This is a genomic window from Streptomyces sp. NPDC053673 (genome assembly GCF_055585225.1).
Window position 1 is genome coordinate 214,711 of the sequence record NZ_JBVJKN010000002.1, and the last position, 22,639, is coordinate 237,349.

Sequence of the window (22,639 nt, forward strand, 5' to 3'; positions counted from 1 at the left end):
CGCGATTCTGGCGACCACGACTCAACCGTGAAGGGGCCGTCATGGTGATGCACAGCGAGTACGCAGATGTCCCGCCCGTCTCCCTGCCCATCCACGAAGCCGTTCTGGGCAGGGCGGCCGAGTACGGCGACACTCTCGCCCTGGTCGACGGGGCGGGCGGAACGACGATCACGTACGCACAGCTCGACACGTTCCATCGCCGTGTCGCCGCCGCGCTCGCCGACGCCGGCGTACGCAAGGGCGACGTCCTCGCCCTGCACAGTCCCAACACGGTTGCCTACCCGACGGTCTTCTACGGCGCCACCCGTGCCGGCGCGTCCGTCACCACCGTCCATCCGCTCGCCACGGCGGAGGAGTTCGCCAAGCAGCTCCGTGACTCCTCCGCCCGCTGGATCGTCACCGTCTCCCCGCTCATCGAAGTGGCCCGCCGCGCCGCGGAACTCGTCGGCGGCATCGAGGAGATCTTCGTCTGCGACCAGGCCGACGGGCACCGCTCCCTCCTCACGATGCTCGGCTCCACCGCTCCCGAGCCCGATCTCGCCATCGACCCGGCCGAGGACGTCGCCGCGCTCCCGTACTCCTCCGGCACCACGGGCGTCCCCAAGGGCGTCATGCTCACGCACCGCTCCATCGCCACCAACCTGGCCCAGCTGGAGCCGGTGATGCCGATGAGGCACGGCGACCGCATTCTGGCCGTTCTGCCCTTCTTTCACATATACGGCCTCACCGCGCTGATGAACGCCCCGCTGCGCAAGGGCGCCACCGTCGTCGTCCTGCCCCGCTTCGACCTCGACCAGTTCCTTGCGGCGATAGAGAAGCACCGCATCAACGGCCTGTACGTCGCCCCGCCGATCGTCCTCGCCCTCGCCAAGCACCCGGCGGTCGCCAAGTACGACCTGTCGTCGCTGGAGTACATCGTCAGCGCCGCCGCCCCGCTCGACGCGCAGCTCGCCCAGGCCTGCTCGGCCCGGCTGAAGGTGCCGCCGGTACGGCAGGCGTACGGCATGACGGAGCTGTCACCCGGCACCCACGCCGTGCCGCTGGCCGCCTCGAACCCGCCTCCGGGCGCCGTCGGGAAGCTCCTGCCGAACACCGAGATGCGGATCCTGGCGCTCGACGACCTGGGCCGGGACGCCGCCCCCGGCGAGGAGGGCGAGATCGCGATCCGCGGCCCACAGGTCATGAAGGGTTACCTCGGCCGCCCCGAAGCCACCGCCGACATGATCGACGCCGACGGCTGGGTGCACACCGGCGACGTCGGGCGCGTCGACGAGGACGGCTGGCTGTTCGTCGTGGACCGGGTCAAGGAACTCATCAAGTACAAGGGCTTCCAGGTCGCCCCGGCCGAGCTGGAAGCCCTGCTCCTCACCCACGAGGGCATCGCCGACGCGGCGGTGATCGGTGTGTACGACGCCGACGGCAACGAGGTCCCGAAGGCGTACGTCGTACGGCAGCCGACCGCGACCGACCTGTCGGGGGACGACGTCCTCGCGTTCGTCGCCGAGCGTGTCGCCCCGTACAAGAAGATCCGCCGCGTCGAATTCATCGCCGGAGTGCCGCGGGCCGCGTCGGGGAAGATCCTCCGCCGCGAACTGCGGAACCGGGAGAAGGAGAACACGTGACATTCATCAGCACCGCGTCCGAGCGGGGCGTCACGACGCTGACGCTCGACTCGCCCGCGAACCGCAACGCCCTGTCGGCCCGGCTCGTCGCCGAGCTGGCCGACGCGCTGACCGCCTGTGGGAAGGACCCGGCCGTACGGGCGGTCGTCCTCACCCACACCGGAGGCACCTTCAGCGCCGGCGCCGACCTGAAGGAGCCGCCGAACCCGTACACCTTCGTCGCGCTGCTCCGGCAGATCGTCGAGCTGCCGAAGCCGGTGGTGGCGCGGGTGGCGGGCCATGTACGGGCGGGCGGGCTCGGCCTCGTCGGGGCCTGCGACATCGCGGTGGCGTCGTCCGCGTCGGACTTCGCGTTCACGGAGGTACGGATCGGGGTGGCGCCCGCGGTGATCTCACTGCCGCTGCTGCCGCGACTGGAGCCGCGCGCCGCGGCCCGCTACTACCTGAGCGGTGAACGCTTCGACGCCGCCGAGGCAGCCCGCGCCGGACTGGTGACGACTGTCGCCGACGATGTGGACGCCGCCCTGGCAGCTGTGCTCGACGGCTTCCGCAAGGCCTCGCCGCAGGCCCTGGACGCGACGAAACAGCTGCTCACGGCTAGGGTGCGGGAGACCTTCGACCGCGACGCGGAGGATCTCGTACAGCGCTCGGCGTCGCTCTTCGCCTCGGCGGAGGCGCGCGAGGGGATGACCGCCTTCCTCGAACGACGGGACCCCGCATGGGTGTTGTGACCTCCCCCGCAGGCTCCGCCAAGGAGCCGAAGCAGGACCGCAGCCGGGCCACCCGGCAGCGGCTCCTGGAGGCCGCGGTGGCCTGCCTCGCCGAACGCGGCTGGGCGGGCTCGACCGTCTCGGTGGTCGCCGAGCGGGCCGGGGTCTCGCGGGGCGCGGCACAGCACCACTTCCCGACGCGGGAGGACCTGTTCACGGCCGCCGTCGAGTACGTGGCGGAGGAGCGGTCCTCCGCGCTGCGGGCCCTCCCGGTGCAGAATCGGGCGGCCGTGGTGGAGGCCCTGGTCGACCTCTACACCGGCCCGCTCTTCCGGGCCGCCCTGCATCTGTGGGTCGCGGCCTCCAACGAGGAGCAGCTACGGGGCCGGGTCACCGAACTGGAGGCGCGGGTGGGCCGTGAGACCCACCGGATCGCCGTCGAGCTGCTGGGCGCGGACGAGTCGGTGCCGGGCGTGCGGGAGACGGTCCAGGGTCTGCTGGACATGGCGCGGGGGCTGGGGCTCGCGAACCTGCTGACGGATGACGGGGCTCGGCGGAAGCGGGTCGTGGGGGAGTGGGGGCGGTTGCTGGAGGAGGCGCTGGGGTGAAACGTATCTGCATACTGCGGTATGCAGATATGCGGTACGCTCATCTCATGGCTGAGACGACGCGTATCACGGTGACCCTCCCCACCGAGGATGTGGAGGCGCTGAAGAAGCTGACGGACAACGTGTCGGCGTATGTGGCCGAGGCGGTGGCTCGACGGCTGAGGCACGAACTGCGCAGAGAGGAATTCGAGCGCTACCAGGAGGAGCACGGCGCCTTCACTGAGGAGGAGCTCGCCGCGGCGAGCGCCGAGATTGCCGCGGCGCTCGCCGACGCTCCGGCCGACCCGGTGGCGAGGGCAGCGTGAGCTTCTCCGCCCAGACCCTGGTCCTCGACGCCGAGGGGCTGTCGGCCTGGATTACGAAGGACCGCAAGGTCGAAGCGGTCCTCGACACGTTCGACAGGCGCGGCGTGGAATTCGTCATCTGCGCCAACACCACCATCGAGGTCATGCACGCGGGCGTGAGCATGCCCCGCCTCAACTATCTGCTGTCGCGGGTGAAGGTGGAGCCCGTCACCCAGCAGTCCGCGAAGGCCGCCGCTCGCCTGTTGAAGGACACCGGGCTGCGCGGCCACAAGTACGCCATCGACGCAACCGTCGCCGAGATGGCGCTGCGCCAGCCGGGGCCGGTCGTGATGCTGACCTCCGACCTCGATGACATGGCCCGGCTCTGCGGCGACCGGGTCCGTCTCATGGGTCTCTGACGGCGACCTGCCGCTGGGGGTGACCCGGCGTGACCTGGGTCACCCCGTTTGTCGTACTCCCGGCGTACCCTTTCCGCATGCTTCCGCTCGTACGCCGCCGCCACGTGGACTTCCTCCGTGTCACGAGCATGGGCTGTCGGGCTTCCGTCTGACGCAAGCCCCCACTCCACCCCACCCGGTCCCTCCGGCCCGCCCCACCCAGGCGGACGGCGGTACGAGTACCCGGTCATCACCGGGACCTGCGACCGGGACCAGACACAGCGGACGCACCCATGTCTCACTCGCAGAATTCCTCGCAGCCGACCTCGAAGCAGTCGATCTCGAATCAGCCGGCCTCGAAGCGGTCGATCTCGAAGCGGTCATCCCCCGAGCCCTACGCGCAGCTTCCGGTCATCGATCTCTCCGCCGCGGACCGCGGCCCCGCCGCCCGCGCGGAGCTGCACGCCCGGCTCCACAGCGCCGCCCATGACGTCGGCTTCTTCCAGCTGACCGGCCATGGCGTCACCGAGGCCGAGACCGACGCCCTGACGGGCGCGATGCGGGCCTTCTTCGCCCTCCCCGAGGCCGACCGGCTCTCCATCGACAACGTCAACTCACCGCACTTCCGCGGCTACACGCGCATCGGCGACGAGCGCACCGGCGGCAGCCGCGACTGGCGCGACCAGCTCGACATCGGCGCCGAGCGGCCCGCGCACATACCCGGAGCGGACGAGCCGGCGTACTGGTGGCTGGAGGGCCCCAACCAGTGGCCGGCCGCGCTGCCCGGGCTGCGTACCGCGGCGCTCGCCTGGATCGACCGGCTCAGCGCGGTCGGCGAAAGGCTCCTCCACGAGCTCCTCGCGGCGATCGGCGCGCCGCCGGACTTCTACGACGACGTCTTCGGCGACCGGGCGCATCTGCACCTCAAGCTCGTCCGCTATCCGGGAAGCGCACCGGGCCGGGCCGGCCAGGGCGTCGGACAGGGTGTCGGCGCCCACAAGGACTACGGCTTCCTGACCCTGCTGCACCAGGACCGGATCGGCGGCCTCCAGGTGCAGCGCGAGGACGGCGCCTTCCATGACGTGCCGCCGCTGCCCGGCGCGTTCGTCGTCAACCTCGGCGAGCTGCTGGAGGTCGCCACCAACGGCTATCTGCTCGCCACCAACCACCGGGTGGTCAGCCCGCCCGGCGCGACCGAGCGCTACTCGGTGCCGTTCTTCTACAACCCGCGCCTGGACGCCCGGATCGCCCCGCTGCCGTTCCCGTACGCGGCGGACGCGCCCGGAGTGACCGCGGACCCGGCGAATCCGCTGTTCGCCGAGTACGGACGCAACGAGCTCAAGGGCAAGCTGCGGGCGCATCCGCTGGTCGCCGCCCGCCACCATGCACAGCTGGTGGAACGGGCGGCGTAACGCGGCGCAGGAACGGGCGGCGTAACGCGACGCAGGGCGCGGATCACTCCGAGATGTCCGCGTACCCCTCGATCTCGCGCGGGTCGCGGGACCCCGGACCGATGTACCGGGCGGACGGGCGCACCAGCCGCCCGGTGCGCTTCTGCTCAAGGATGTGCGCCGACCAGCCGGCCGTACGGGCGCAGGTGAACATCGAGGTGAACATGTGCGCCGGGACCTCCGCGAAGTCCAGCATGATCGCCGCCCAGAACTCCACGTTCGTCGCCAGGACCCGGTCCGGACGCCGGTTGTGCAGCTCCTCCAGCGCGGCGTTCTCCAGCGCCTCCGCGATCTCGAAACGCGGCGCGCCCAGCTCCTTCGCCGTGCGCCGCAGCACGCGGGCGCGCGGGTCCTCGGCCCGGTACACACGGTGGCCGAAGCCCATCAGCCGCTCGCCGTTGTCCAGGGCCCGCTTCACGTAGGCCGTCGCGTCGCCCGTCCGCTCGATCTCCTCGATCATGCCGAGGACCCGGGAGGGCGCGCCGCCGTGCAGCGGACCGGACATGGCGCCGACCGCGCCCGACAGGGCGGCCGCGACATCGGCGCCGGTCGAGGCGATCACACGGGCCGTGAACGTCGAGGCGTTCATGCCGTGCTCGGCGGCCGACGTCCAGTACGCGTCGACGGCCTTGACGTGCTTCGGGTCCGGCTCACCGCGCCAGCGGATCATGAACCGCTCGACCACCGACTGCGCCTTGTCGATCTCCCGCTGCGGCACCATCGGCAGACCCTGCCCACGAGCACTCTGTGCCACGTACGACAGCGCCATCACCGCGGCCCGGGCGAGATCGTCGCGCGCCTGTGCCTCGTCGATGTCGAGGAGCGGCTTGAGACCCCAGACGGGAGCGAGCATCGCCAGCGCCGACTGGACATCGACGCGGATGTCACCGGAGTGCACCGGGATCGGGAACGGCTCGGCAGCCGGCAGACCGGGGTTGAACGCCCCGTCGACCAGCAGCCCCCACACATTTCCGAACGAGACGTGACCGACGAGATCCTCGATGTCGACACCTCGGTAGCGGAGCGCGCCGCCCTCCTTGTCGGGTTCGGCGATCTCCGTCTCGAACGCGACGACTCCTTCGAGTCCGGGTACGAAGTCGGACATCAGGCGGCTCCTCGTGAGTTCGGTCGGGTCGTCCCGGTGGTCGGACCTGATCGGTTGTGCCGAATCGGTCACCCCGGTGATGCCCCGTGCGGCGGGTAGTCACCCCATCCGCGTCGTAGGGAGGCCACAGCGGCCCAGCGCATGATTTTGGCGGGTTCCACTGGTGCGGGGAAGCGTGACATCCGGCACACTGCGCCGTTCCGGTCGCGAAGGATTAGCGGCACTCGGTGCCGGGCAAACTCGGCTGCCACAAGCTGCCACAAGGTGTCCTGCGGACGTGTCCCGAGGACGGGCCCGGCAGGAACCCGCTCACTGATCCAGCCTGATCAGGAAGACGCGCCCTAGGGCAGGATGGCCCCCGTGACCGACGCCCTCGACCCCGCCGCCATGCGCGAGCAGTACCGCTCGACGCCCCTCGCCGAGGCGGACCTCCCCGCCGAACCGATGGAACAGTTCGTCCACTGGTTCAAAGACGCCGCGGCCGGCCACCTCCACGAGCCGAACGCCATGATCGTCTCCACGGCCACCCCCGAAGGCCGCCCCTCGTCCCGCACCGTGCTGCTCAAGCACTTCGACGACCGAGGCTTCGTCTTCTACACGAACTACACCTCGCGCAAGGGCCGCGAACTCGACGCCAACCCGTACGTCTCGCTGCTCTTCCCCTGGCACCAGCTGGCCCGCCAGGTCATCGTCACCGGCACGGCGACCCGCGTCGGCCGCGACGAAACCGCCGCCTACTTCCGCACCCGCCCGCACGGCTCCCAGCTCGGCGCCTGGGCCAGCGCCCAGTCCTCCGTCATCCCCTCCCGCGCAGACCTCCTGCGCGCCTACGAGGAACTCTGGGCCCGCTACCCGGCCGGCGAGCAGGTCCCGGTCCCGCCGGAGTGGGGCGGCTACCGGGTCACGCCGGAGACGGTCGAGTTCTGGCAGGGCCACGAGAACCGGCTGCACGACCGGCTGCGGTACGTACGTACGACCGAGTCGCCCGCGGGGTGGCGCGTGGAGCGGCTGTCACCCTGACGCCTGCTCCGAGATCGCGGCCCGGCTGCAGGGGAAGCGCCCGGGAAGTACCCGGGAAGCGCCCCGAAACGCAGGAACCCGCGGGCTCTGGTCTCCTCCGAAGAGGAGGCCGGCCGGACGTACCGGCGAGCCCGCGGGTCGGTGACTGCTTGGGATTTCGGCAGATGACCTGCCTAAGGTGCACAGAGTGCGACAGCAGGCCTTCAGCCCGCAGCCACCTCGATCGTCCGGTAAGAAATCACTTCCGGATCACCTCCTTTCGTCGTGCGACACACACTAGGAACCTCCGGAGCCCACCTCAACCCCTTTTTCGGGTGGCAACGATTTCCGGGAAATTCGTGTGTGCTGCGTCACGTTCCAGTTGAATGATCGGGGGTGCCGCGGGCGGTGCGGTACCGGCGTACAAGGACACGTCCTGCAGGGGGTGCCAGGATGAGTGCTTCCAGGAGTGAGACGACGAGCGCGCTGGGTCCGGACGAACCGGAGCGGGACGGGCCGGAGCGGGACGGGCCCGGGTCGGATCTGCTTGCCGCGTTGCTGGACGGGATGGACGCGGCGCTGTGCGCCTTCGACGCGGACGGTGTGATCACGCATTGGAACCGGGAGGCCGAGCGGATTCTCGGCTGGTCTCCGGAGGAGGCCGTCGGGCGGCGCGGGTTCGCGGGGTGGGCGGTGCGGACCGCGGACGCGGACGAGGTGCAGGGGCGGTTGATGGCCGCGATGCACGCGCCGGGGCGGCAGGTGCACGAGTTCGCGCTGCTGCGCAAGGACGGCGGGCGAGTGCTCGTACGGACGCAGTCGGCGGGGGTGCGCGGGGCGGACGGGAAGCCGGCCGGGGTGTACTGCGCGTTCAGCGAGGTGCATGCGCAGATCGACCTGGAGCGGTCGATCGCGCTGAGCGAGGCGCTGTTCGAGGACGCGTCATGGGGTGTCGTGCTGGTGGACGTGGATCTGCGGCCGACCGTCGTCAACGGGCATGCCGCACGGATGCTGGGCTCCGGGCGTACGACGCCTCTGGGCCGGCCGCTCGGAGAGCTGATCGTGCAGGGCGTGGAGGAGCTGGAGGGCGCGCTGCACCATGTGCTCGCCGACGGTGCGCCGGGGGCGCTCGCCGAGCTGTGGGTGACGGTGCGGACGGACGAGGGCGAGCGCAGGCGTTGCTGGCGCAGCGGGTTCCTCCGGCTGGCGTCGCCGCTGGCGGAGGAGCCGGTGCCGCTGGGTGTGGGCTGGCTGTTCCAGGACGTCACGGAGGCGAAGCTCGCGGAGCAGGAGGCGGACCGGCTGCGGTTCCGGTTCAGTCAGCTGCACCGGGCCGCGCGGGCCGCGGCGGAGTGCGAGGACCCGATGGAGGCGGCGACGGCGCAGGTGGACTTCGCGCTGGCCGGTTTCGCGGACCATGCGCTGGTCGATGTGGTGTCGGAGCACGGGGCGCGGCTGGTGCGGACCGCTGCGACGCCCTCCGGGGCGCCGGGGCCGGTCGCGCGGGTCGCGGGGGCGGGCATCCCGCTGCGGTATCCGCAGGGCCATCCGGCGCTGCAGGCGATGGACCGTATCGGCTCGGTCCGGGCGAGTGCGGGCGGTGGCGCCGGGGGCGCGGAGGCGTGGGCGGCGGAGCGCCAGTGGCCCCGTGACGCGGTCCACGCGCTGTGCACGGTCCTGCGCAGCCGTGGGCGCACGCTGGGTGTGCTGACGTTCCTGCGGGCTGCGAACCGGCCCGCGTTCGAGCGCCCGGACGCGGAGTACGCGGAGAGTGTCGCCATGCGGGTGGCCTCGGCGCTGGATCTGGCCGGGGTGCGCGGGGAGTAGCCCACTCGCCGGTTTCCGGCACTCGCGGTTCCGGAAAGCCCGTGCGGTTCCGGAAAGCCGGTGCGGGTCCGGAAGGCTTCCGCGGCCGGCTCAGCGGCGGTAGAAGATCCGGTCCGCGTACTCCTCCATCACGCGCCCGTTCCACTCATGACCGCCGTCGACGTTGCCGGACCGCAGCAGTGGCGGTTCGATGCCGCGTGCGACCAGCTCGCCCGCGGCGGCCGCCATCGTCGCCTGCATCAACGCGCTGGTGACGACCGTGGACGCGGGTGCGAAGGGTGCCTCGATGCCCTCGGCGGTCAGCTCGGCGTCGCCCAGCGCGATCTTGGAGTCGAGGACGATGTCGCAGTGGTCCTTGAGATAGCTGCCGGAGACATGCCGGGACCGGGTCTCCGTCGCGTACGCCACCGACGTCACGCCGATGACCTTCAGGCCGAGTGCGCGCGCGTTCATGGCCATCTCGACGGGCAGGGCGTTGCGGCCGGAGAGGGAGACGATGATCAGTACGTCACCGGCCCTGACCGGGCTGGAGTCGAGGACGGCGCCCGCGAGACCGTCGACGCGCTCCAGCGCCGATCCGAGGGTGGCGGGCATGACGTCGACGCCGACGACGCCGGGGACCGCGAGCAGGTTCATCAGGGCCAGTCCGCCCGCCCGGTAGACGACGTCCTGGGCGGCGAGCGAGGAGTGGCCCGCTCCGAAAGCGAAGAGGCGGCCGCCCGCGGCGACCGTGTCGGCGATGGTGCTGCCTGCCGCGGCGATGTTCGCCGCTTCCTCGTCACGTACCCGCTCCAACAGGCCGATCGCGGCGTCGAAGAACTGTCCGGCCAGTTTGTTCTCGCCCATTGCGGTGGCCCCTTCTCGTCGTGTCGCGGATCACGTTGCGGTCTGGACCATTGCTCTGTCAATAAGGGCTTGACACGGGCATGGCCCGGTTGTCGGTGCGATGCGTCAGAATTGAGTCAGGGCCAGCGCACGACTCGTTTCCATGTCACAGCATCGAGGGGCACGTATGTCCGGACTTATCGACACCACGGAGATGTATCTCCGCACCATCCTCGAGCTCGAAGAGGAAGGCGTGGTCCCCATGCGCGCCCGGATCGCGGAGCGGCTCGATCAGAGCGGCCCGACGGTCAGCCAGACCGTGGCGCGGATGGAGCGCGACGGTCTGGTGACGGTCGCGGGTGACCGGCACCTGGAGCTGACCGACGAGGGCCGTCGGCTGGCGACGCGCGTGATGCGCAAGCACCGGCTCGCCGAGTGCCTGCTGGTCGACGTCATCGGCCTGGAGTGGGAGCAGGTCCATGCCGAGGCGTGCCGCTGGGAGCACGTGATGAGCGAGGCGGTCGAGCGGCGCGTGCTGGAGCTGTTGCGCCACCCGACCGAGTCGCCGTACGGGAACCCGATCCCGGGGCTCGAGGAGCTGGGCGAGAAGGCGGAGGCCGACCCCTTCCTGGACGACGGCATGGTCAGCCTGGCCGAGCTCGACGCGGGCACGGAGGGCAAGACGGTGGTGGTCCGCCGGATCGGCGAGCCCATCCAGACGGACGCCCAGCTGATGTACACGCTGCGGCGCGCGGGTGTGCAGCCGGGCTCCGTGGTGAGCGTGACGGAGTCGGCAGGCGGGGTGCTCGTGGGCAGCAGTGGTGAGGCCGCGGAGCTTGAGGCGGATGTGGCCTCGCACGTCTTCGTGGCGAAGCGCTGATGTCGTAGGGCCCGATCCAGACAGATCCAGACAGATCCAGACGGGCCCCGGACGGGGCTCAGCTCTCCCGGGGCGCGCGCCCGTACCGCAGACGCGGTGCGGGCGCGCCTCTTTTCTGCGGTGCGTTCGCCACACGTCGGAACGCGCTTTCCGGCCGGAACGGCAGCGGCCGGGCGGTTCGCGTGCCACGCTGGGCTGAGGCATATGACCGGGGGTGGGCACGTGTCGATCGTTCGCATGTCGTGCGCGTACATGGAGGGCCCCGGCGCCCATGGGCGCCGGGGCCTGTCCTCCCCTTTGCTGACCCGGAGCCCCGAGCTCCCAGGGTCACTCCCCTCGGACCGGTTTCCCCGAGCGGTCCGCCTCCCGCTGAAGATCTCCCCTTGGCGGCGGCCGTCAATCCTTGGGCATGGTCACTCGAACGAGGGGTGTTGGCTGCGAGATCCCAGTTTTCGAATAGAAGTTCGATAGTCTGGCGGGGCTCGACCGCTTCGGTGAGCTCGGAGATCCACGGGGGACAGAAGGGGGTGCCAGGACCATGGTGCGGCGCATCGACGTGACCGGAGCGGGTGGTGTTCGCCTCGCTGCCTGGGAGTTCGCCGACCCGCCCAAGGGGCGCTGCGAGGCGGACCGTGCACCGGGCGTGTTATTGCTGCACGGGCTGATGGGCCGTGCCGCGCACTGGGCCGCCACCGCTCGGTGGCTTGCCGAGCGGCACCGCGCCGTCGCTCTCGACCAGCGCGGCCACGGCCGCAGCGAGAAGCCGGCCGACGGTTCGTTCACCCGCGCGGCGTATGTCTCCGACGCCGCGGCCGCGGTCGAACAGCTGGGCCTCGCCCCGGTGACCCTCATCGGCCACTCCATGGGCGCCCTCACTGCCTGGCAGCTCGCCGCCGAGCGCCCCGACCTCGTCCAGGCCCTCGTCATCTGCGACATGCGCGCCTCCGCGCTGGGAGCGGCCTCCCAGCGCGAATGGGAGGACTGGTTCCGTACCTGGCCCGTCCCCTTCGCGACCCTCGCGGACGTCCGCAAGTGGTTCGGCGAGGACGACCCCTGGGTGGAGCGCCCGAGTCCCGCGCGCGGTGAGTTCTTCGCCGAGGTGATGGCCGAGCGCGCGGACGGCTGGCGTCCGGTCTTCTCCCGCCGCCAGATGCTCACCTCCCGCGAGACCTGGGTCCATGACGCCCACTGGGACTCCCTCGCCCAGGTCCGGTGCCCCACCCTTGTCGTCCGCGGTCTCGACGGCGAACTCGGCCGCGCCGAGGCCCAGGAGATGGTCCGCGTCCTGCCCCGCGGGCAGTACGCCGAGGTCGCGGACGCCGGCCACCTCGTCCACTACGACCAGCCGGACGCCTGGCGCGGCGCGATCGAGCCGTTCCTGGACGGTGTGCTGACTCCCTGAGCCGGACGTCTCCGCAGGGGCGGCGGACCGGGTCCACCGTCTGGCCCGGTCCGCCGCGTCGGGGGTTGGTCAGAAGCTGAAGACCGTGGCGCCGGTGAGGCTCTCCCGCATCTCGCACTCGTTGCCGTACGTGGTCGACCAGTCGACCCGCTTGCCCTGCCACACACCGCTCGCGCCGACCGTGACCGGGTCCCACTGGCGCGTACACGGGCGGCGGGGAGCGCCGGTCAGCAGGCCGAACTGTCCGTCCACCTCGGTCAGTTCCTTGCATGCCGCGCGGGGCGCGGGGTGGCTGCCGCTCGGCTTGGGGGCACAGTTCAAGGTCACCGCGCGCTCGATCGTCGCCGACGCAGCGTCGCCCTTGCCGACCATGAGTACCATCGCCGACGGCGCGTAGAGCCCGGTGGGCTGCGCGGGCTCGGCGTGTGCCACGCCCGCGGCGGCGGTCCCGCTGAGGACGAGTGCGGCCGCGGAGGCCGTCGCGCCGAGTGTGTTGAGGATGTAACGCATGGGTGAAGCTCCTTCGCCGGTGATTGCGATTGCGCTCGGGAGTCTTGCTGATGCGTACAGTGATCGCACATTTATCACCTGTTTCCGGCCGCATACGCTCACGGCTTGCCGATCGAATGGTCGTTCGGCCAGTTCGGAAGGGGTATAGGGGGCGCGCGAGGCGTTGTCCAGCATATGGACATCCGTTGGTGGTACAAGCCGGAACAACCCTCTGACCTGCCGCTATAGGAAATTGGTTCCATCTTTGAACAGTGGCCCCGGCGGCCGTTCGACCGGAAAGCAGCGCCTCGCCCGGGCCTGGCGCACCCGTTCCGCGGCGCTTCACGATGTGGGCCGGCGTACGCCTTCGTATACAGCGAAGGGCCGGGACGGAGCGTCGCACTCCGCCCCGGCCCCGCGGTGATTCGGTCCCCCGGCCCGCCTCCACCCTCTGCACGCGGTCTGCACAATCGGGTCAGGCGATGGGCTTCCTGGTCTCCTCGCGCACCTTCAGCGTGTTCGCGGCCGCCGCGTCGAGATCGATGGACTCCGGGCTCTGCGCCGCGGTCTTCGCCGTGACTTCGGCGATGGAGCCGCTGGTGTTGTCGTCCGCCCAGGCGCACATGGCGAAGGGGCTCTTCTCGCCCCCGGGCTGTTCCATGGTCAGGACCTGGCAGGTGATGGTGACGTCCGAGCCGGTCACCTCGATGTCCTTCGGCGCCACGGCGACCGTCGCACCGTCCGCCTCGGCCGCGCCCTCCAGCATCTTGTCGCGGGCCAGGTCCGGGTTCTTGATCCGCCCGTACAGGCCGGAGAGGACCAGTACGCCGGTTCCGCCCTTGTCGACGGACGTGTACTGGCCGGCGACGCCCTTCGCGCCGCGGATGTTGGACTCGCTCGTGCCCGCCAGCTCCGCCTCACTCTTCTCGGAGTGATCCTGCGTCAGCGTGTACCGGCCGTCCAGCAGCGTCTTCGGGAGCGTGATCTTGTGCGTCGCCGCCGGGAAGGAACCGGAGGCTCCGAGGCGGCCCAGATTGTTGCCGGCCCAGCTGAGCGCCACGATCCCGACGACGATCGCGGCGGAGATCCCCAGGATCAGGCCGTTCCGGGTCTTCTTCGGCGGCATCGGCGGCGGCCCGCCCCAGGCGCCCTGCTGCTGCGGGAAGGGGACCTGGGGCGGGTACGGCGCCTGTTGCGGGTGCTGTGGATACCCCTGGTGCTGCGGGTAGGGCGCCTGGGGCGGCCACGGCTGTCCCTGCTGTGACTGCGGGGGCCCGTACGGCTGTTGCGACGGATACCCCTGGTGCTGCGGGTACCCCTGAGGCGGAGGAGGCATGGACATGATCCGTACCGTACGTCAGGGCACGAAGCTCACCCCTTGCTGACCGCCGTCAGGATCTCCGGCAGCCGCTCCGCCGTCTGACGGGCTGCTACCCGCAGTCCGCCCCACGCCACCACGGCGCCGTACACGATGCCCAGCGGCAGCAGGCTCCACAGCACGGACTCGGCGCTCGCGGCGTTCAGCCAGATCGTGAGCGCGATCAGCGGCGCGCACAGCAGCGCGGAGGCCACCATTCCGCCGAAGATGGAGATCCATGCGAGACCGCCCTGCCCCGGGGCGACGTTCTTGTACGCGCTGTCCTGCGGGATCGAGTACGGGAATCGCGCCGACGCCACCGCACCCGTCGCCAGCATCGCCCCCAGCAGCGCGAAGGCGAGCCCCAGAGCCTCCGGCAGCGCCCTCCAGTTGCTGAGCAGCGCCGCCGTGGCGACCGTGACCAGGACCGTGTACGGGAGCGTGATCAGCAGCAACGCCAGCGCACGGGCGCGCAGTTCGAGGTACGCGTCCCGCGGCGACGAGATCGTCTGCGCGACCATCCAGAACGCGGACGTGTCCTGCCCGAACTGGTTGTACATCTGGATGCCGAGCATCCCCGACGCGAAGCACGCGAAGTAGATCGACCCGGTGCCCTGGAGGGCGTTGAAGAGCGGCACGATCATGCCGATGACCAGCGCTGTCACCCAGGCCGTCTTCGTCTTCGGATCGCGCCAGACGTAGCGCAGGCTGCGCTGCATGACCGTGCCCGTACGGCCGCCCGGCAGCAGCCGGTGCAGCCCCGTGGAGGTCGCCCGGCGGCTCGGCTCCGACGCGGCGGCGAGCGTCGAGCCGTCAGGGGCCGTCATCAGCCGGGTGAGACTGTGCTGCCATCCGTACAGCAGCCCTCCCAGCGCCGCCGCGGAGAGCGCGAGCTGTGCGACGGCGATGCCGTACGAGCCCGCACTCGCCGAGTCGATCGCGCCCATCGCCGACGACGGCGGGATCCAGCGCACCACCGACGCCACCGGTTCGAGCGCCGAGAGGCCGCCCGCCCGCCCGAGCCGCTGCGCGCCGAAGTTCGCGAACTGGATGCCCACCGCGATCACCAGACCGCTCAACACGGCCAGATCGCGGCCTTTGCGGCTGGTCAGCAGCCGGATGTTGGCAGCCGCGACCGCTCGCGCCAGCGCCACGCACACCAGCAGGGTCAGCGGGACGGCCACCACCGCGACCAGCACCGCCGCCGCACCGTGCGCCAGTGCCAGTGCGCCGCCCACCGCCAGACAGAGCGTGAACAGCGGGCCGATCCCCACCAGCGAGGCCACCAGCAGAGCCGACACCAGCGGCCGCGGGCGCAGCGGCAGCATCACCAGCCGGGTCGGGTCGAGCGTCTCGTCACCGCTCGGGAAGAACAGCGGCATGAACGCCCAGCCCACCGCGAGCACACCGACCAGCAGCACCACCAGCGACGCCGCGCTCTCCGTGCCGCGCAGCAGGACGAGACCGAAGAGCTGCCCTGCCGCGATCAGCAGCGCCACGACCGCCGAGGCGATGAACGCGGCGGTACGGCCCGACGACTGGCGCAGCCCGTTGGTCAGCAGCGAGAGCTTGAGCCGTACGAAGACGGGAGTCAGGGACCCGGTCGTCGGAGTCGTCATCGCGAACCGCCGCCGCCCAGCCACTCCAGCGAGTCACCGGTGTCGCGGTCACCCGCGCCGACCAGCTCCAGGAACGCGTTCTGCAGCGACGACGCCGTGCCCCGCACCTCCGCGAGCGTCCCCTGTGCCCGGATCCGGCCCGCCGCCATCACCGCGACCCAGTCGCACAACGACTCCACCAGCTCCATCACATGGCTGGAGAACACGACGGTCGCCCCGGACGCCGTGTAACGCTCCAGCACCCCACGGATCGTCTGCGCCGAAACCGGGTCGACACCCTCGAACGGCTCGTCCAGGAAGAGCACCTGGGGATTGTGCAGCAGCGCCGCCGCAAGGCCGATCTTCTTCCGCATGCCTGTCGAGTAGTCGACGACCAGCTTGTGCTGCGCCCCCGCCAGATCCAGTACGTCCAGGAGCTGCGTGGCCCGCTTGTCGACCTCTTCGCCGGGCAGCCCCCGCAACCGGCCGGTGTACGCCAGGAGTTCCCGCCCCGACAGCCGCTCGAAGAGCCGCAGCCCCTCCGGCAGCACACCGATCCTGGCCTTCACCTCGACCGGGTCGCGCCAGACGTCGTGGCCGACGACCTCGACCTTGCCCTGGTCCGGGCGGAGCAGCCCGGTCACCATCGACAGAGTGGTCGTCTTCCCCGCGCCGTTCGGGCCGACCAGGCCGATGAACTTACCTGCGGGCAGGGTGAGATCGATGCCCGCGACCGCGATCTGCTCGCCGAATCGTTTCCACAGCCCCTGCACACGAACGGCGGGCGGCGCCGTTCCCGGCGTACCGCCCGCCCTGTTCTCCGTCTGGTCCGGCATGGTCTGCTGCCTTCCGTTGTCCCCGTTTCTACGGGAGCAACATTACGATCGCCGGTCCCGCTCGGCGGCTGCCTCCCGTCCACATGCGTATGCCAGCGGGCTGATGAGTTCCTCCACGTCCGGGAGCCAGCGGTTCGCGGGCGTAGGCCTGCGCACCCACTGCACCGCGCCGTGACTGCCGACGCGGGTCGGCGGCGCCGCGACATAGTGGCCATCGCCGCGTGCCACCAGGTCGATCGAGCTGGGCGCCCAGCCCAACTTCCGTACCAGATCAGGGACCTTCAGGGCGGCGCCGGGCAGCACGAAGAAGATCATCCGCCGGTCCGGGGTGCAGGTCACCGGGCCGAGCGCCAGATCCATCCGCTCCATCCGGGCCAGTGCCAGGAAACCGGCGGACTCCGAGACGTCGAGCGCGTCGAAGGTCCGCCCCGTGGGCAGCAGGATCGACGCCTTCGGCTGCTTCCCCCACAGCCGGCGCGCGGCCACGGCGCTGCCCGTCGCCTGCGTCGACCAGTCCGGCCGGGAGGGGTGCGCCCCCGGCGCAACGCATGCCTCCGCGCCGCACGAGCACCTCTCCGCGCCCTCGACGGCCTCCAGCCAGGTGCCCGGGACCACGTCCCAGTGACGCTGCTCCGCGTACCGAACAGCGCTGTCCAGCAGCTGTTCACCCCGCTGCTTGGGGATCTGGGCGGCCTCCGTGACGCCGATGGAACCGCCGACTGACTCTTCGATGGTCTCTTTCACGATGAACACAACTCCCGCCACCACCGCGGGTTACGGCCGCGCACGGCCGGGGCATGGCGCATCGATCCTGCATTTGGGGCGCATGGGTGCATGGGCGGGGGCGCGCGTGCGGGCAGGGCCGGGCGGGAGGGTAGCCAGTTGCGGGAGCGGCATTCACCCGTAATCGTCCGAGCTCATTGGCATTCTCCGGATAACGCCGGGAAGTGATCAAGTGAAGATCACGATCAGCGCGGTCCGGTACAGGGGGTAGTCATGGCAGCGAGGCCACTCGTCGCCCGCCAGCCGAACGAACGGCTGCAGGCGCTCATCCAGGAAGCCGGGTGCTCCAACGCCGGGCTGGCCCGCAGGGTCAACATGGTCGGGGTGGAGCGCGGCCTCGACCTGCGGTACGACAAGACGTCCGTGGCGCGCTGGCTGCGCGGACAGCAGCCACGCGGGCGGGCGCCGGGCATCATCGCCGAGGCGCTGGGCCGCAAGCTGGGACGTACGGTCACGATCGACGAGATCGGCATGGCCAACGGCAAGAACCTGGCGTCGGGGGTCGGGCTGCAGTTCGCGCCGACCGTGCTCGGCGCGATCGAGCAGGTCTGCGAGCTGTGGCGCAGTGACGTGGGCAGGCGTGACTTCCTGTCCGGGTCGACCGTCGCGGCGTCGGCGCTCGTGGAGCCCAGCCGTGACTGGCTGATCACCGGAGCGGACGCACAGGTGGCGCGGCAGGGCGGGGCGCGGGTGGGGGTGTCGGACGTCGACGCGGTGCTGGCGATGACGCAGGCGCTCACGGGTCTCGACCACCGGTTCGGGGCGGGGCACGTGCGGCCGGTCGTCGTCCACTACCTGAACAGCGTGGTGTCCGGGCTGCTTTCCGGCTCGTACCGGGAGCCGGTGGGCCGGCAGCTCTTCGCGGCGGTGGCGCGGCTCACCGAACTCGCCGGGTACATGGCGGTGGACACGGGCCAGCCCGGGCTCGCACAGCGCTACTACATCCAGGCCCTGCGGCTCGCGCAGGCGGCGGGCGACCGGGCGTACGGCGGCTACGTCCTGGCCGCGTCCATGAGCCATCTCGCGGCGCAGCTCGGGAACCCACGGGAGATCGCGCAGTTGGCACGGGCCGCGCAGGAGGGTGCGCGGGGTCAGGTCACGCCGCGGGCCGAGGCCATGTTCTACGCGGCGGAGGCGCGGGGGCACGCCCTGCTCGGCGACGCCCGCGCCTGCCACGAGGTGGCGGGCAAGGCGCTCGCCGCGCTGGACCGGGCCGATCCCGAGTCCGGTGACGACCCGGCCTGGATCGCCCACTTCGACCACGCCTATCTCTCCGACGAGCTCGCACACTGCCATCGCGACCTCGGCCAGGCCGACGCGGCGGCCCGCAGCGCGACCGACTCCCTCGACGGCCACCCCGAATCGCGCGCCCGCCGCCGCGCGATCGGCCTCGTGCTGCTGGCCACGGCCCAGGTCCAGCAGCGCGAGGTCGAGGCGGCCTGTCACACGGGCACACGAGCGGTGGAACTGCTGGGCACCCTGCGGTCGAGCAGGGGCGCGGAGTATCTGGACGACCTGCAGCAGCGCCTGGAGCCGTACGCGGACGAGCCGGCGGTGCGGGAGTTCGGGGCGAGGGTGGAGATGGCGGCGGCGTGAGCGTGCGGGGCGTGCGGGGCGTCCCGGGCGTGCGGGCCGGCTGAGTCCTCCGGGCTGTATGGGTCGTACGGGGCGGCTGGGCTGCACAGGGTGTCCGGGTCGTACGGGTCGGCTGTGGCGTCGGGGCTGTACGGGGCGTGCGGGCCGGTGAGGTGTTCCGGGGCCCTGCCCCGGAACACCTCCCTTCGCGAGGGCGTGAGCGGGGACGCGTGAACAGCGTCTTCGGGAGCGTTCTTGTTACGCGTCCCACACGTGTGTGCGGACCCCCTGACCCACCCGGTAGCGTGAACCGACGGTTCCGTAGGTCCACACGTAGGAGTCCCGGTGACGCACAGCGGACAGGGTGACGAGGCGCAGCTCCCGGCCGCGCGGCCCGCGCACGAAGGTGTCGTGCTGCCCGCGGACGGCAGTGAGCCCTGGATACCGGGAGTCAGCGGAGAGCAGGTCGCCCCGGCGGGTGGGACCCCCTGGGGGGCGCCCTGGGGGCCCGGGCAGGAGGCGCAGCCGCTGCCGCCGCAGCAGATGCCGGGTGCGGGGGGCATGCCGGGTTCGCCGCGTACGGCGGCTCCGTACGGGCAGCCGCAGCCGATGCCGCAGGCCACGCCACAGCCGATGCCGCAGGCTCTGCCCGCCGACGCCGACGCCACGCAGTACATCGCGCCCGTCCCGTCCGCTGCCGACGCCACGCAGTACATCGCGCCTGTGCCGCCCGGCGCCGGGGCGCTGCCGCCGGAGGCTCCCGCCGAGTCGACCCAGTTCCTGGGGACGCGCCCGCTCGCCGCGCAGGGCGAAGCGGAAGCCACGCAGTACCTTCCGCCCGTACCGCAGCAGAACGTTTCGCAGCAGCACGTCCCCGCCCCGCCGCCGGGCGCCCCGTACGGCATTCGGCCCGGTGCGCCCGACGAGCGGCAGCCTCCCGCGGAGTTCGACAACCTCTTCCGCAGCGCGGACGGCGCGGGCCACAGGGCGGACTCGACGCAGCAGATGCCGCGCTTCGGCGCCGAGCCGGGGGCCGCGTCGCACCAGCGGCAGTACGCGCCGCCGCAGGCGCCGGTGCCGCCGCACGGACCTCAGCAGACGTACGACCCCGAGCCGCGCCGCTCCTCGCGCGTGCCGGTGATCGCCGCGGTCGTCGTCGGGTGTGCCGTGCTGGGTCTCGGCGCGAGCGCGCTGATGTTCGGTGGCGGTGGCGACGACAAGGCCCAGGACGACGACAAGACGATCGCCGCCGCGACCTCGCCGGCGTCGGGCTCGGCGACGCAGGACGCCGCCGACCCGGGCAAGCCGCAGGCCGAGGCGCTCGACAAGCTGCTCGCGGACAGCAACGACAGCCGAGCCGCAGTGATCCGGTCGGTCGAGTCGATCAAGTCCTGCCAGAACCTGGACCAGGCGGCGACGGATCTGCGCGGCGCGGCGGAGCAGCGCCGCGGGCTGGTGACCCGCCTGGACGGCCTGACCGTGGACAAGCTGCCGGACAACGAGGCGCTCACGGCTGCCCTGAAGAAGGCGTGGGAGGCGTCCGCATCGGCCGATGACCACTACGCGGAGTGGGCGGGCCAGGTGAAGGAGAAGAAGGGCTGCCACGACGGCAAGGCCCGTAACACGCGCCAGACAGCCCTGGCGAACAAGGCGAGCGGCGAGGCGACGGCGGCGAAGCGGGAGGCGTCCGGCCTCTGGAACAAGATCGCGAAGAAGTACGGGCTGACGGAGCGCGGGCCGACGCAGCTCTAGACGCGGCTCCAGACGCGGCTCTGGCCGTCCCGGGCGCCGTCGTTCGTCCGCGGGCCGGTGGGTGGTTTGTGCCCAGCCGTACCTCCCCCAGGACTCCGTCCTGGGGGAGCCCCTTGCGGGGAGCCCCATGCGGAACCACTGCCCGCGAACCAGGGGCTATGTCGTGCGGGCGTCGCGCATTGTGGGGCCCACGTCCACGAAGCCGGGCTTCTGGTCGACCAGGCGGCCGTCGCGGACGACCTGGAAGGTCACGCTGTGGTTGATGACGCGGGGATAGCCGCTGGAGCCGAGCATGTCCTCGAAGCGCCAGCGGAGCGGGGGCGTGAGGCCGCCGGTGTCGACGCGGACGCCGCCGTCGAGGGCGTGCGAGATCGCGCCGGCGGTGATCGTCTTGCGGTCGAGCGACTCGACGACCTTCTTCAGCACGGTGTAGGCGATCCATGTGGTCTGAACACCCGCGTCGGCCGGGTCGATCCGGTCGTCGCCGAAGGCGTGGTCCCGGATCACCTGCCGCATCGGGCCCCAGCGGGCATCACCGGCGTCCGGGTACCAGCCGGTCATGTACGCGCCCTCGAACGGTCCGTTCGCCCCGCCGGTACGGTCGATGAGCGGCTGGCCCACGGAGGTCAGCACGGAGGAGATCCGTACCTCCCGGTCGTCCTCCGGCAGTCGCCGGAAGGAGTCGAAGAAGTTCGAGGTGCGCTCACCGAGCACCGCAGTGACGCAGCCCTTCTTCTTGCCGGCCTTCTCCCGCGCCTTCTCGGCCTGGTCCAGGTACTCGGTGGCGTCCTCGGCCGCCTTGATGTCGGTGGACGGCTCGCGGTCGCCCCCGGACAGCCCGGCGTTGAGCAGCACCGGCAGGTCGTCGCCCGGGATCGTGTCCGGCCGCACCAGTGAGACCTTCCGGCAGCTGTCCGCCAGCTGCAGGCCGTTGCCGGCGAGCAGCGCGGCCTGGCCGCCGTTGACCGGGTACGAGAGGTAGCTGCTGAACTCCTCGTCGGAGAGCCCGTAGCCGCCGATGTACGGAATGCCCGCCGCCTCCAGCGGCGCCATGAAGGCCCGGCCGTTCTGGCTGTACGAGCCGACGACCGCGACCACGTCCTCTTCGGCCGCCCGCCGGGCGCAGGCGGCGGCGCCCGCGGTCGTGTTGTGCTCGTTGCAGGTGAGGACGCGCAGCTCGTGGCCGTCGATACCGCCGTGCTCGTTGACGTACTTGGCGTAGGCCTGTGCCATCGCAGGCATACCCGGCATATTGGTTGCCCGGGTCTCGTCGGGGGCGAAGGTCATGACCGTGATCGGATCTCTGGAGCCGTCCGAGCCCCCAGGTAGTACTCCGCAGCCGGTGAGCGACGCCCCGACCGCCGCCACACACGCAGCGAGTGCTGTCGCGGTCCAGTAGGGGCGGGGGGAGGAGGGGCGTCGCCGACTGGTCATGACCCTGCACATTTCCGCCTCACGGGTAACGCAGGAATGGTGATGGTTCAACGACGAGTGACGGCAAGGTGAATTCCAGGGGGCGGAGATCGCCCAATTGTGGGGAACGTACGATCGAGGGCGTGCAAGCTTCGGTGCTGACCCTCGTGGCGGAGCTCGCAAGGACCGAGCTCACGAGGTGAACGTCAATGAACTCTTCCCGCCGCGGCCGTCGCTCCTCCACCATGGGCGACATGCCGCTCAATGACATGCCCTGGTGGCGCTGGCGCAGCAATGTGCGCTCGGCGCTGCACATGCTTTCCGACCCCGTCTTCCACCAGGAAACCTGGCTGGCAGGCCACGAGGGGTACGGCGATGTCACCGACGCCGTGTACCGGCTGGTCGAGGACACCTGGCTGGACAACTGGTCCGCCGAGAAGTACGTCGGGACGATCTTCCGGGACTCGGGTGAGGCCGCGCTCGTGGACGTGGCCGTGCTGCGGGTGCTGCGGATCATGCACCAGGTGGGCCCGGACGCTCCCGTGTCGGCGTACATGGAGCACCACGGCTGGCCGGAGGCCGTACGGGCGGCGCGCGAAGCGCACGTACGGCTGGCGACGAGCGACGGGGACGACCCGGACGCGCCGCCGCGATCCCTGGAGGTCCTGCGCATCATGACCCGGTCCGCATGACCCGGTCCGCATGACCCGGTCCGCATGACCCGG

21 protein-coding genes are annotated in these 22,639 nt (G+C 71.2%); 13 read left to right on the forward strand and 8 right to left on the reverse strand.

Annotation, left to right across the window (positions count from 1 at the left end):
* The first annotated feature begins 41 nt into the window (after window positions 1-41).
* The 6 genes from ACZ6ZQ_RS04210 (at window position 42) to ACZ6ZQ_RS04235 (ending at window position 5,034) form a co-directional block, all read left to right on the forward strand.
* Window positions 42-1,622, forward strand: coding sequence for a 4-coumarate--CoA ligase family protein (locus ACZ6ZQ_RS04210; RefSeq protein ID WP_469767009.1), 1,581 nt, complete (start codon window positions 42-44; stop codon window positions 1,620-1,622).
* Window positions 1,619-2,353, forward strand: coding sequence for an enoyl-CoA hydratase family protein (locus ACZ6ZQ_RS04215; protein WP_469767010.1), 735 nt, complete (start codon window positions 1,619-1,621; stop codon window positions 2,351-2,353). Before ACZ6ZQ_RS04210 ends, ACZ6ZQ_RS04215 begins: the two co-directional genes overlap by 4 nt.
* Window positions 2,341-2,940 carry a TetR/AcrR family transcriptional regulator gene (locus tag ACZ6ZQ_RS04220; protein WP_453660690.1) on the forward strand — a complete coding sequence of 200 codons (600 nt, stop codon included), beginning with the start codon at window positions 2,341-2,343 and terminating at the stop codon, window positions 2,938-2,940. The genes ACZ6ZQ_RS04215 and ACZ6ZQ_RS04220 overlap by 13 nt, the downstream gene beginning before the upstream one ends.
* A 47-nt stretch (window positions 2,941-2,987) precedes the next feature.
* Window positions 2,988-3,245 carry a hypothetical protein gene (locus ACZ6ZQ_RS04225; RefSeq protein ID WP_469767011.1) on the forward strand — a complete coding sequence of 86 codons (258 nt, stop codon included), beginning with the start codon at window positions 2,988-2,990 and terminating at the stop codon, window positions 3,243-3,245.
* Complete coding sequence (locus ACZ6ZQ_RS04230) at window positions 3,242-3,643, forward strand: PIN domain-containing protein (RefSeq protein ID WP_469767012.1); 402 nt, start codon at window positions 3,242-3,244, stop codon at window positions 3,641-3,643. Before ACZ6ZQ_RS04225 ends, ACZ6ZQ_RS04230 begins: the two co-directional genes overlap by 4 nt.
* Before the next feature lie 272 nt (window positions 3,644-3,915).
* Window positions 3,916-5,034, forward strand: a complete 1,119-nt coding sequence (locus ACZ6ZQ_RS04235) for an isopenicillin N synthase family dioxygenase (RefSeq protein WP_469767013.1) — start codon at window positions 3,916-3,918, stop codon at window positions 5,032-5,034.
* Window positions 5,035-5,077: 43 nt separating this feature from the next.
* Here the strand turns inward: ACZ6ZQ_RS04235 and ACZ6ZQ_RS04240 are convergent, their stop codons facing one another.
* Complete coding sequence (locus tag ACZ6ZQ_RS04240; protein ID WP_469767014.1) at window positions 5,078-6,178, reverse strand: citrate synthase 2; 1,101 nt, start codon at window positions 6,176-6,178, stop codon at window positions 5,078-5,080.
* 351 nt (window positions 6,179-6,529) lie between these two features.
* On the opposite strand from ACZ6ZQ_RS04240, the gene pdxH reads away from it, so the two are divergent.
* Both pdxH and ACZ6ZQ_RS04250 read left to right on the forward strand, forming a co-directional pair.
* A complete protein-coding gene (gene pdxH / locus ACZ6ZQ_RS04245) occupies window positions 6,530-7,198 on the forward strand; it encodes a pyridoxamine 5'-phosphate oxidase (protein ID WP_469767015.1) in 669 nt (222 codons plus the stop codon).
* A gap of 432 nt (window positions 7,199-7,630) precedes the next feature.
* Window positions 7,631-9,004, forward strand: a complete 1,374-nt coding sequence (locus tag ACZ6ZQ_RS04250) for a PAS domain-containing protein (RefSeq protein WP_469767016.1) — start codon at window positions 7,631-7,633, stop codon at window positions 9,002-9,004.
* Between the two features lie 90 nt (window positions 9,005-9,094).
* Here the strand turns inward: ACZ6ZQ_RS04250 and ACZ6ZQ_RS04255 are convergent, their stop codons facing one another.
* Window positions 9,095-9,850: an SIS domain-containing protein gene (locus tag ACZ6ZQ_RS04255; RefSeq protein WP_469767017.1), complete on the reverse strand. Its 756-nt coding sequence runs from the start codon at window positions 9,848-9,850 to the stop codon at window positions 9,095-9,097.
* A 166-nt stretch (window positions 9,851-10,016) separates the two neighbouring features.
* Between ACZ6ZQ_RS04255 and ACZ6ZQ_RS04260 the strand changes: the two genes are divergently transcribed.
* Window positions 10,017-10,709: a metal-dependent transcriptional regulator gene (locus ACZ6ZQ_RS04260; protein WP_469767018.1), complete on the forward strand. Its 693-nt coding sequence runs from the start codon at window positions 10,017-10,019 to the stop codon at window positions 10,707-10,709.
* 538 nt (window positions 10,710-11,247) lie between these two features.
* A complete protein-coding gene (locus ACZ6ZQ_RS04265) occupies window positions 11,248-12,111 on the forward strand; it encodes an alpha/beta fold hydrolase (protein WP_469767019.1) in 864 nt (287 codons plus the stop codon).
* 69 nt (window positions 12,112-12,180) lie between these two features.
* On the opposite strand, the gene ACZ6ZQ_RS04270 is transcribed toward ACZ6ZQ_RS04265, so the two are convergent.
* From ACZ6ZQ_RS04270 to ACZ6ZQ_RS04290, 5 genes are all read right to left on the reverse strand, one after another.
* Window positions 12,181-12,621, reverse strand: a complete 441-nt coding sequence (locus tag ACZ6ZQ_RS04270) for a subtilase-type protease inhibitor (protein WP_469767020.1) — start codon at window positions 12,619-12,621, stop codon at window positions 12,181-12,183.
* Between the two features lie 454 nt (window positions 12,622-13,075).
* The gene (locus ACZ6ZQ_RS04275) at window positions 13,076-13,942 is read right to left on the reverse strand and encodes a hypothetical protein (protein ID WP_469767021.1); all 867 of its coding nucleotides are present in this window, start codon (window positions 13,940-13,942) and stop codon (window positions 13,076-13,078) included.
* 29 nt (window positions 13,943-13,971) lie between these two features.
* The gene (locus ACZ6ZQ_RS04280) at window positions 13,972-15,576 is read right to left on the reverse strand and encodes a transporter (RefSeq protein WP_469767022.1); all 1,605 of its coding nucleotides are present in this window, start codon (window positions 15,574-15,576) and stop codon (window positions 13,972-13,974) included.
* Entirely contained in the window at window positions 15,573-16,391 is an 819-nt protein-coding gene (locus ACZ6ZQ_RS04285; RefSeq protein ID WP_453666370.1) for an ABC transporter ATP-binding protein, read from the reverse strand. Before ACZ6ZQ_RS04285 ends, ACZ6ZQ_RS04280 begins: the two co-directional genes overlap by 4 nt.
* Before the next feature lie 42 nt (window positions 16,392-16,433).
* Window positions 16,434-17,144 (reverse strand): bifunctional DNA primase/polymerase, encoded by a 711-nt coding sequence (locus ACZ6ZQ_RS04290; RefSeq protein ID WP_469767023.1) that lies wholly within the window; start codon window positions 17,142-17,144, stop codon window positions 16,434-16,436.
* 243 nt (window positions 17,145-17,387) lie between these two features.
* On the opposite strand from ACZ6ZQ_RS04290, the gene ACZ6ZQ_RS04295 reads away from it, so the two are divergent.
* Both ACZ6ZQ_RS04295 and ACZ6ZQ_RS04300 read left to right on the forward strand, forming a co-directional pair.
* Window positions 17,388-18,770, forward strand: a complete 1,383-nt coding sequence (locus ACZ6ZQ_RS04295; RefSeq protein ID WP_469767024.1) for a transcriptional regulator — start codon at window positions 17,388-17,390, stop codon at window positions 18,768-18,770.
* A 324-nt stretch (window positions 18,771-19,094) separates the two neighbouring features.
* Window positions 19,095-20,501 (forward strand): hypothetical protein, encoded by a 1,407-nt coding sequence (locus ACZ6ZQ_RS04300; RefSeq protein ID WP_469767025.1) that lies wholly within the window; start codon window positions 19,095-19,097, stop codon window positions 20,499-20,501.
* 156 nt (window positions 20,502-20,657) lie between these two features.
* Here the strand turns inward: ACZ6ZQ_RS04300 and ACZ6ZQ_RS04305 are convergent, their stop codons facing one another.
* A complete protein-coding gene (locus tag ACZ6ZQ_RS04305; protein ID WP_469767026.1) occupies window positions 20,658-21,935 on the reverse strand; it encodes an ABC transporter substrate-binding protein in 1,278 nt (425 codons plus the stop codon).
* Between the two features lie 224 nt (window positions 21,936-22,159).
* Here ACZ6ZQ_RS04305 and ACZ6ZQ_RS04310 point away from each other — a divergent pair, with 224 nt between their 5' ends.
* On the forward strand, window positions 22,160-22,606 hold the full coding sequence (locus tag ACZ6ZQ_RS04310; protein WP_469767310.1) for an SCO4402 family protein: 447 nt from the start codon (window positions 22,160-22,162) through the stop codon (window positions 22,604-22,606).
* Window positions 22,607-22,639 lie beyond the last annotated feature (33 nt).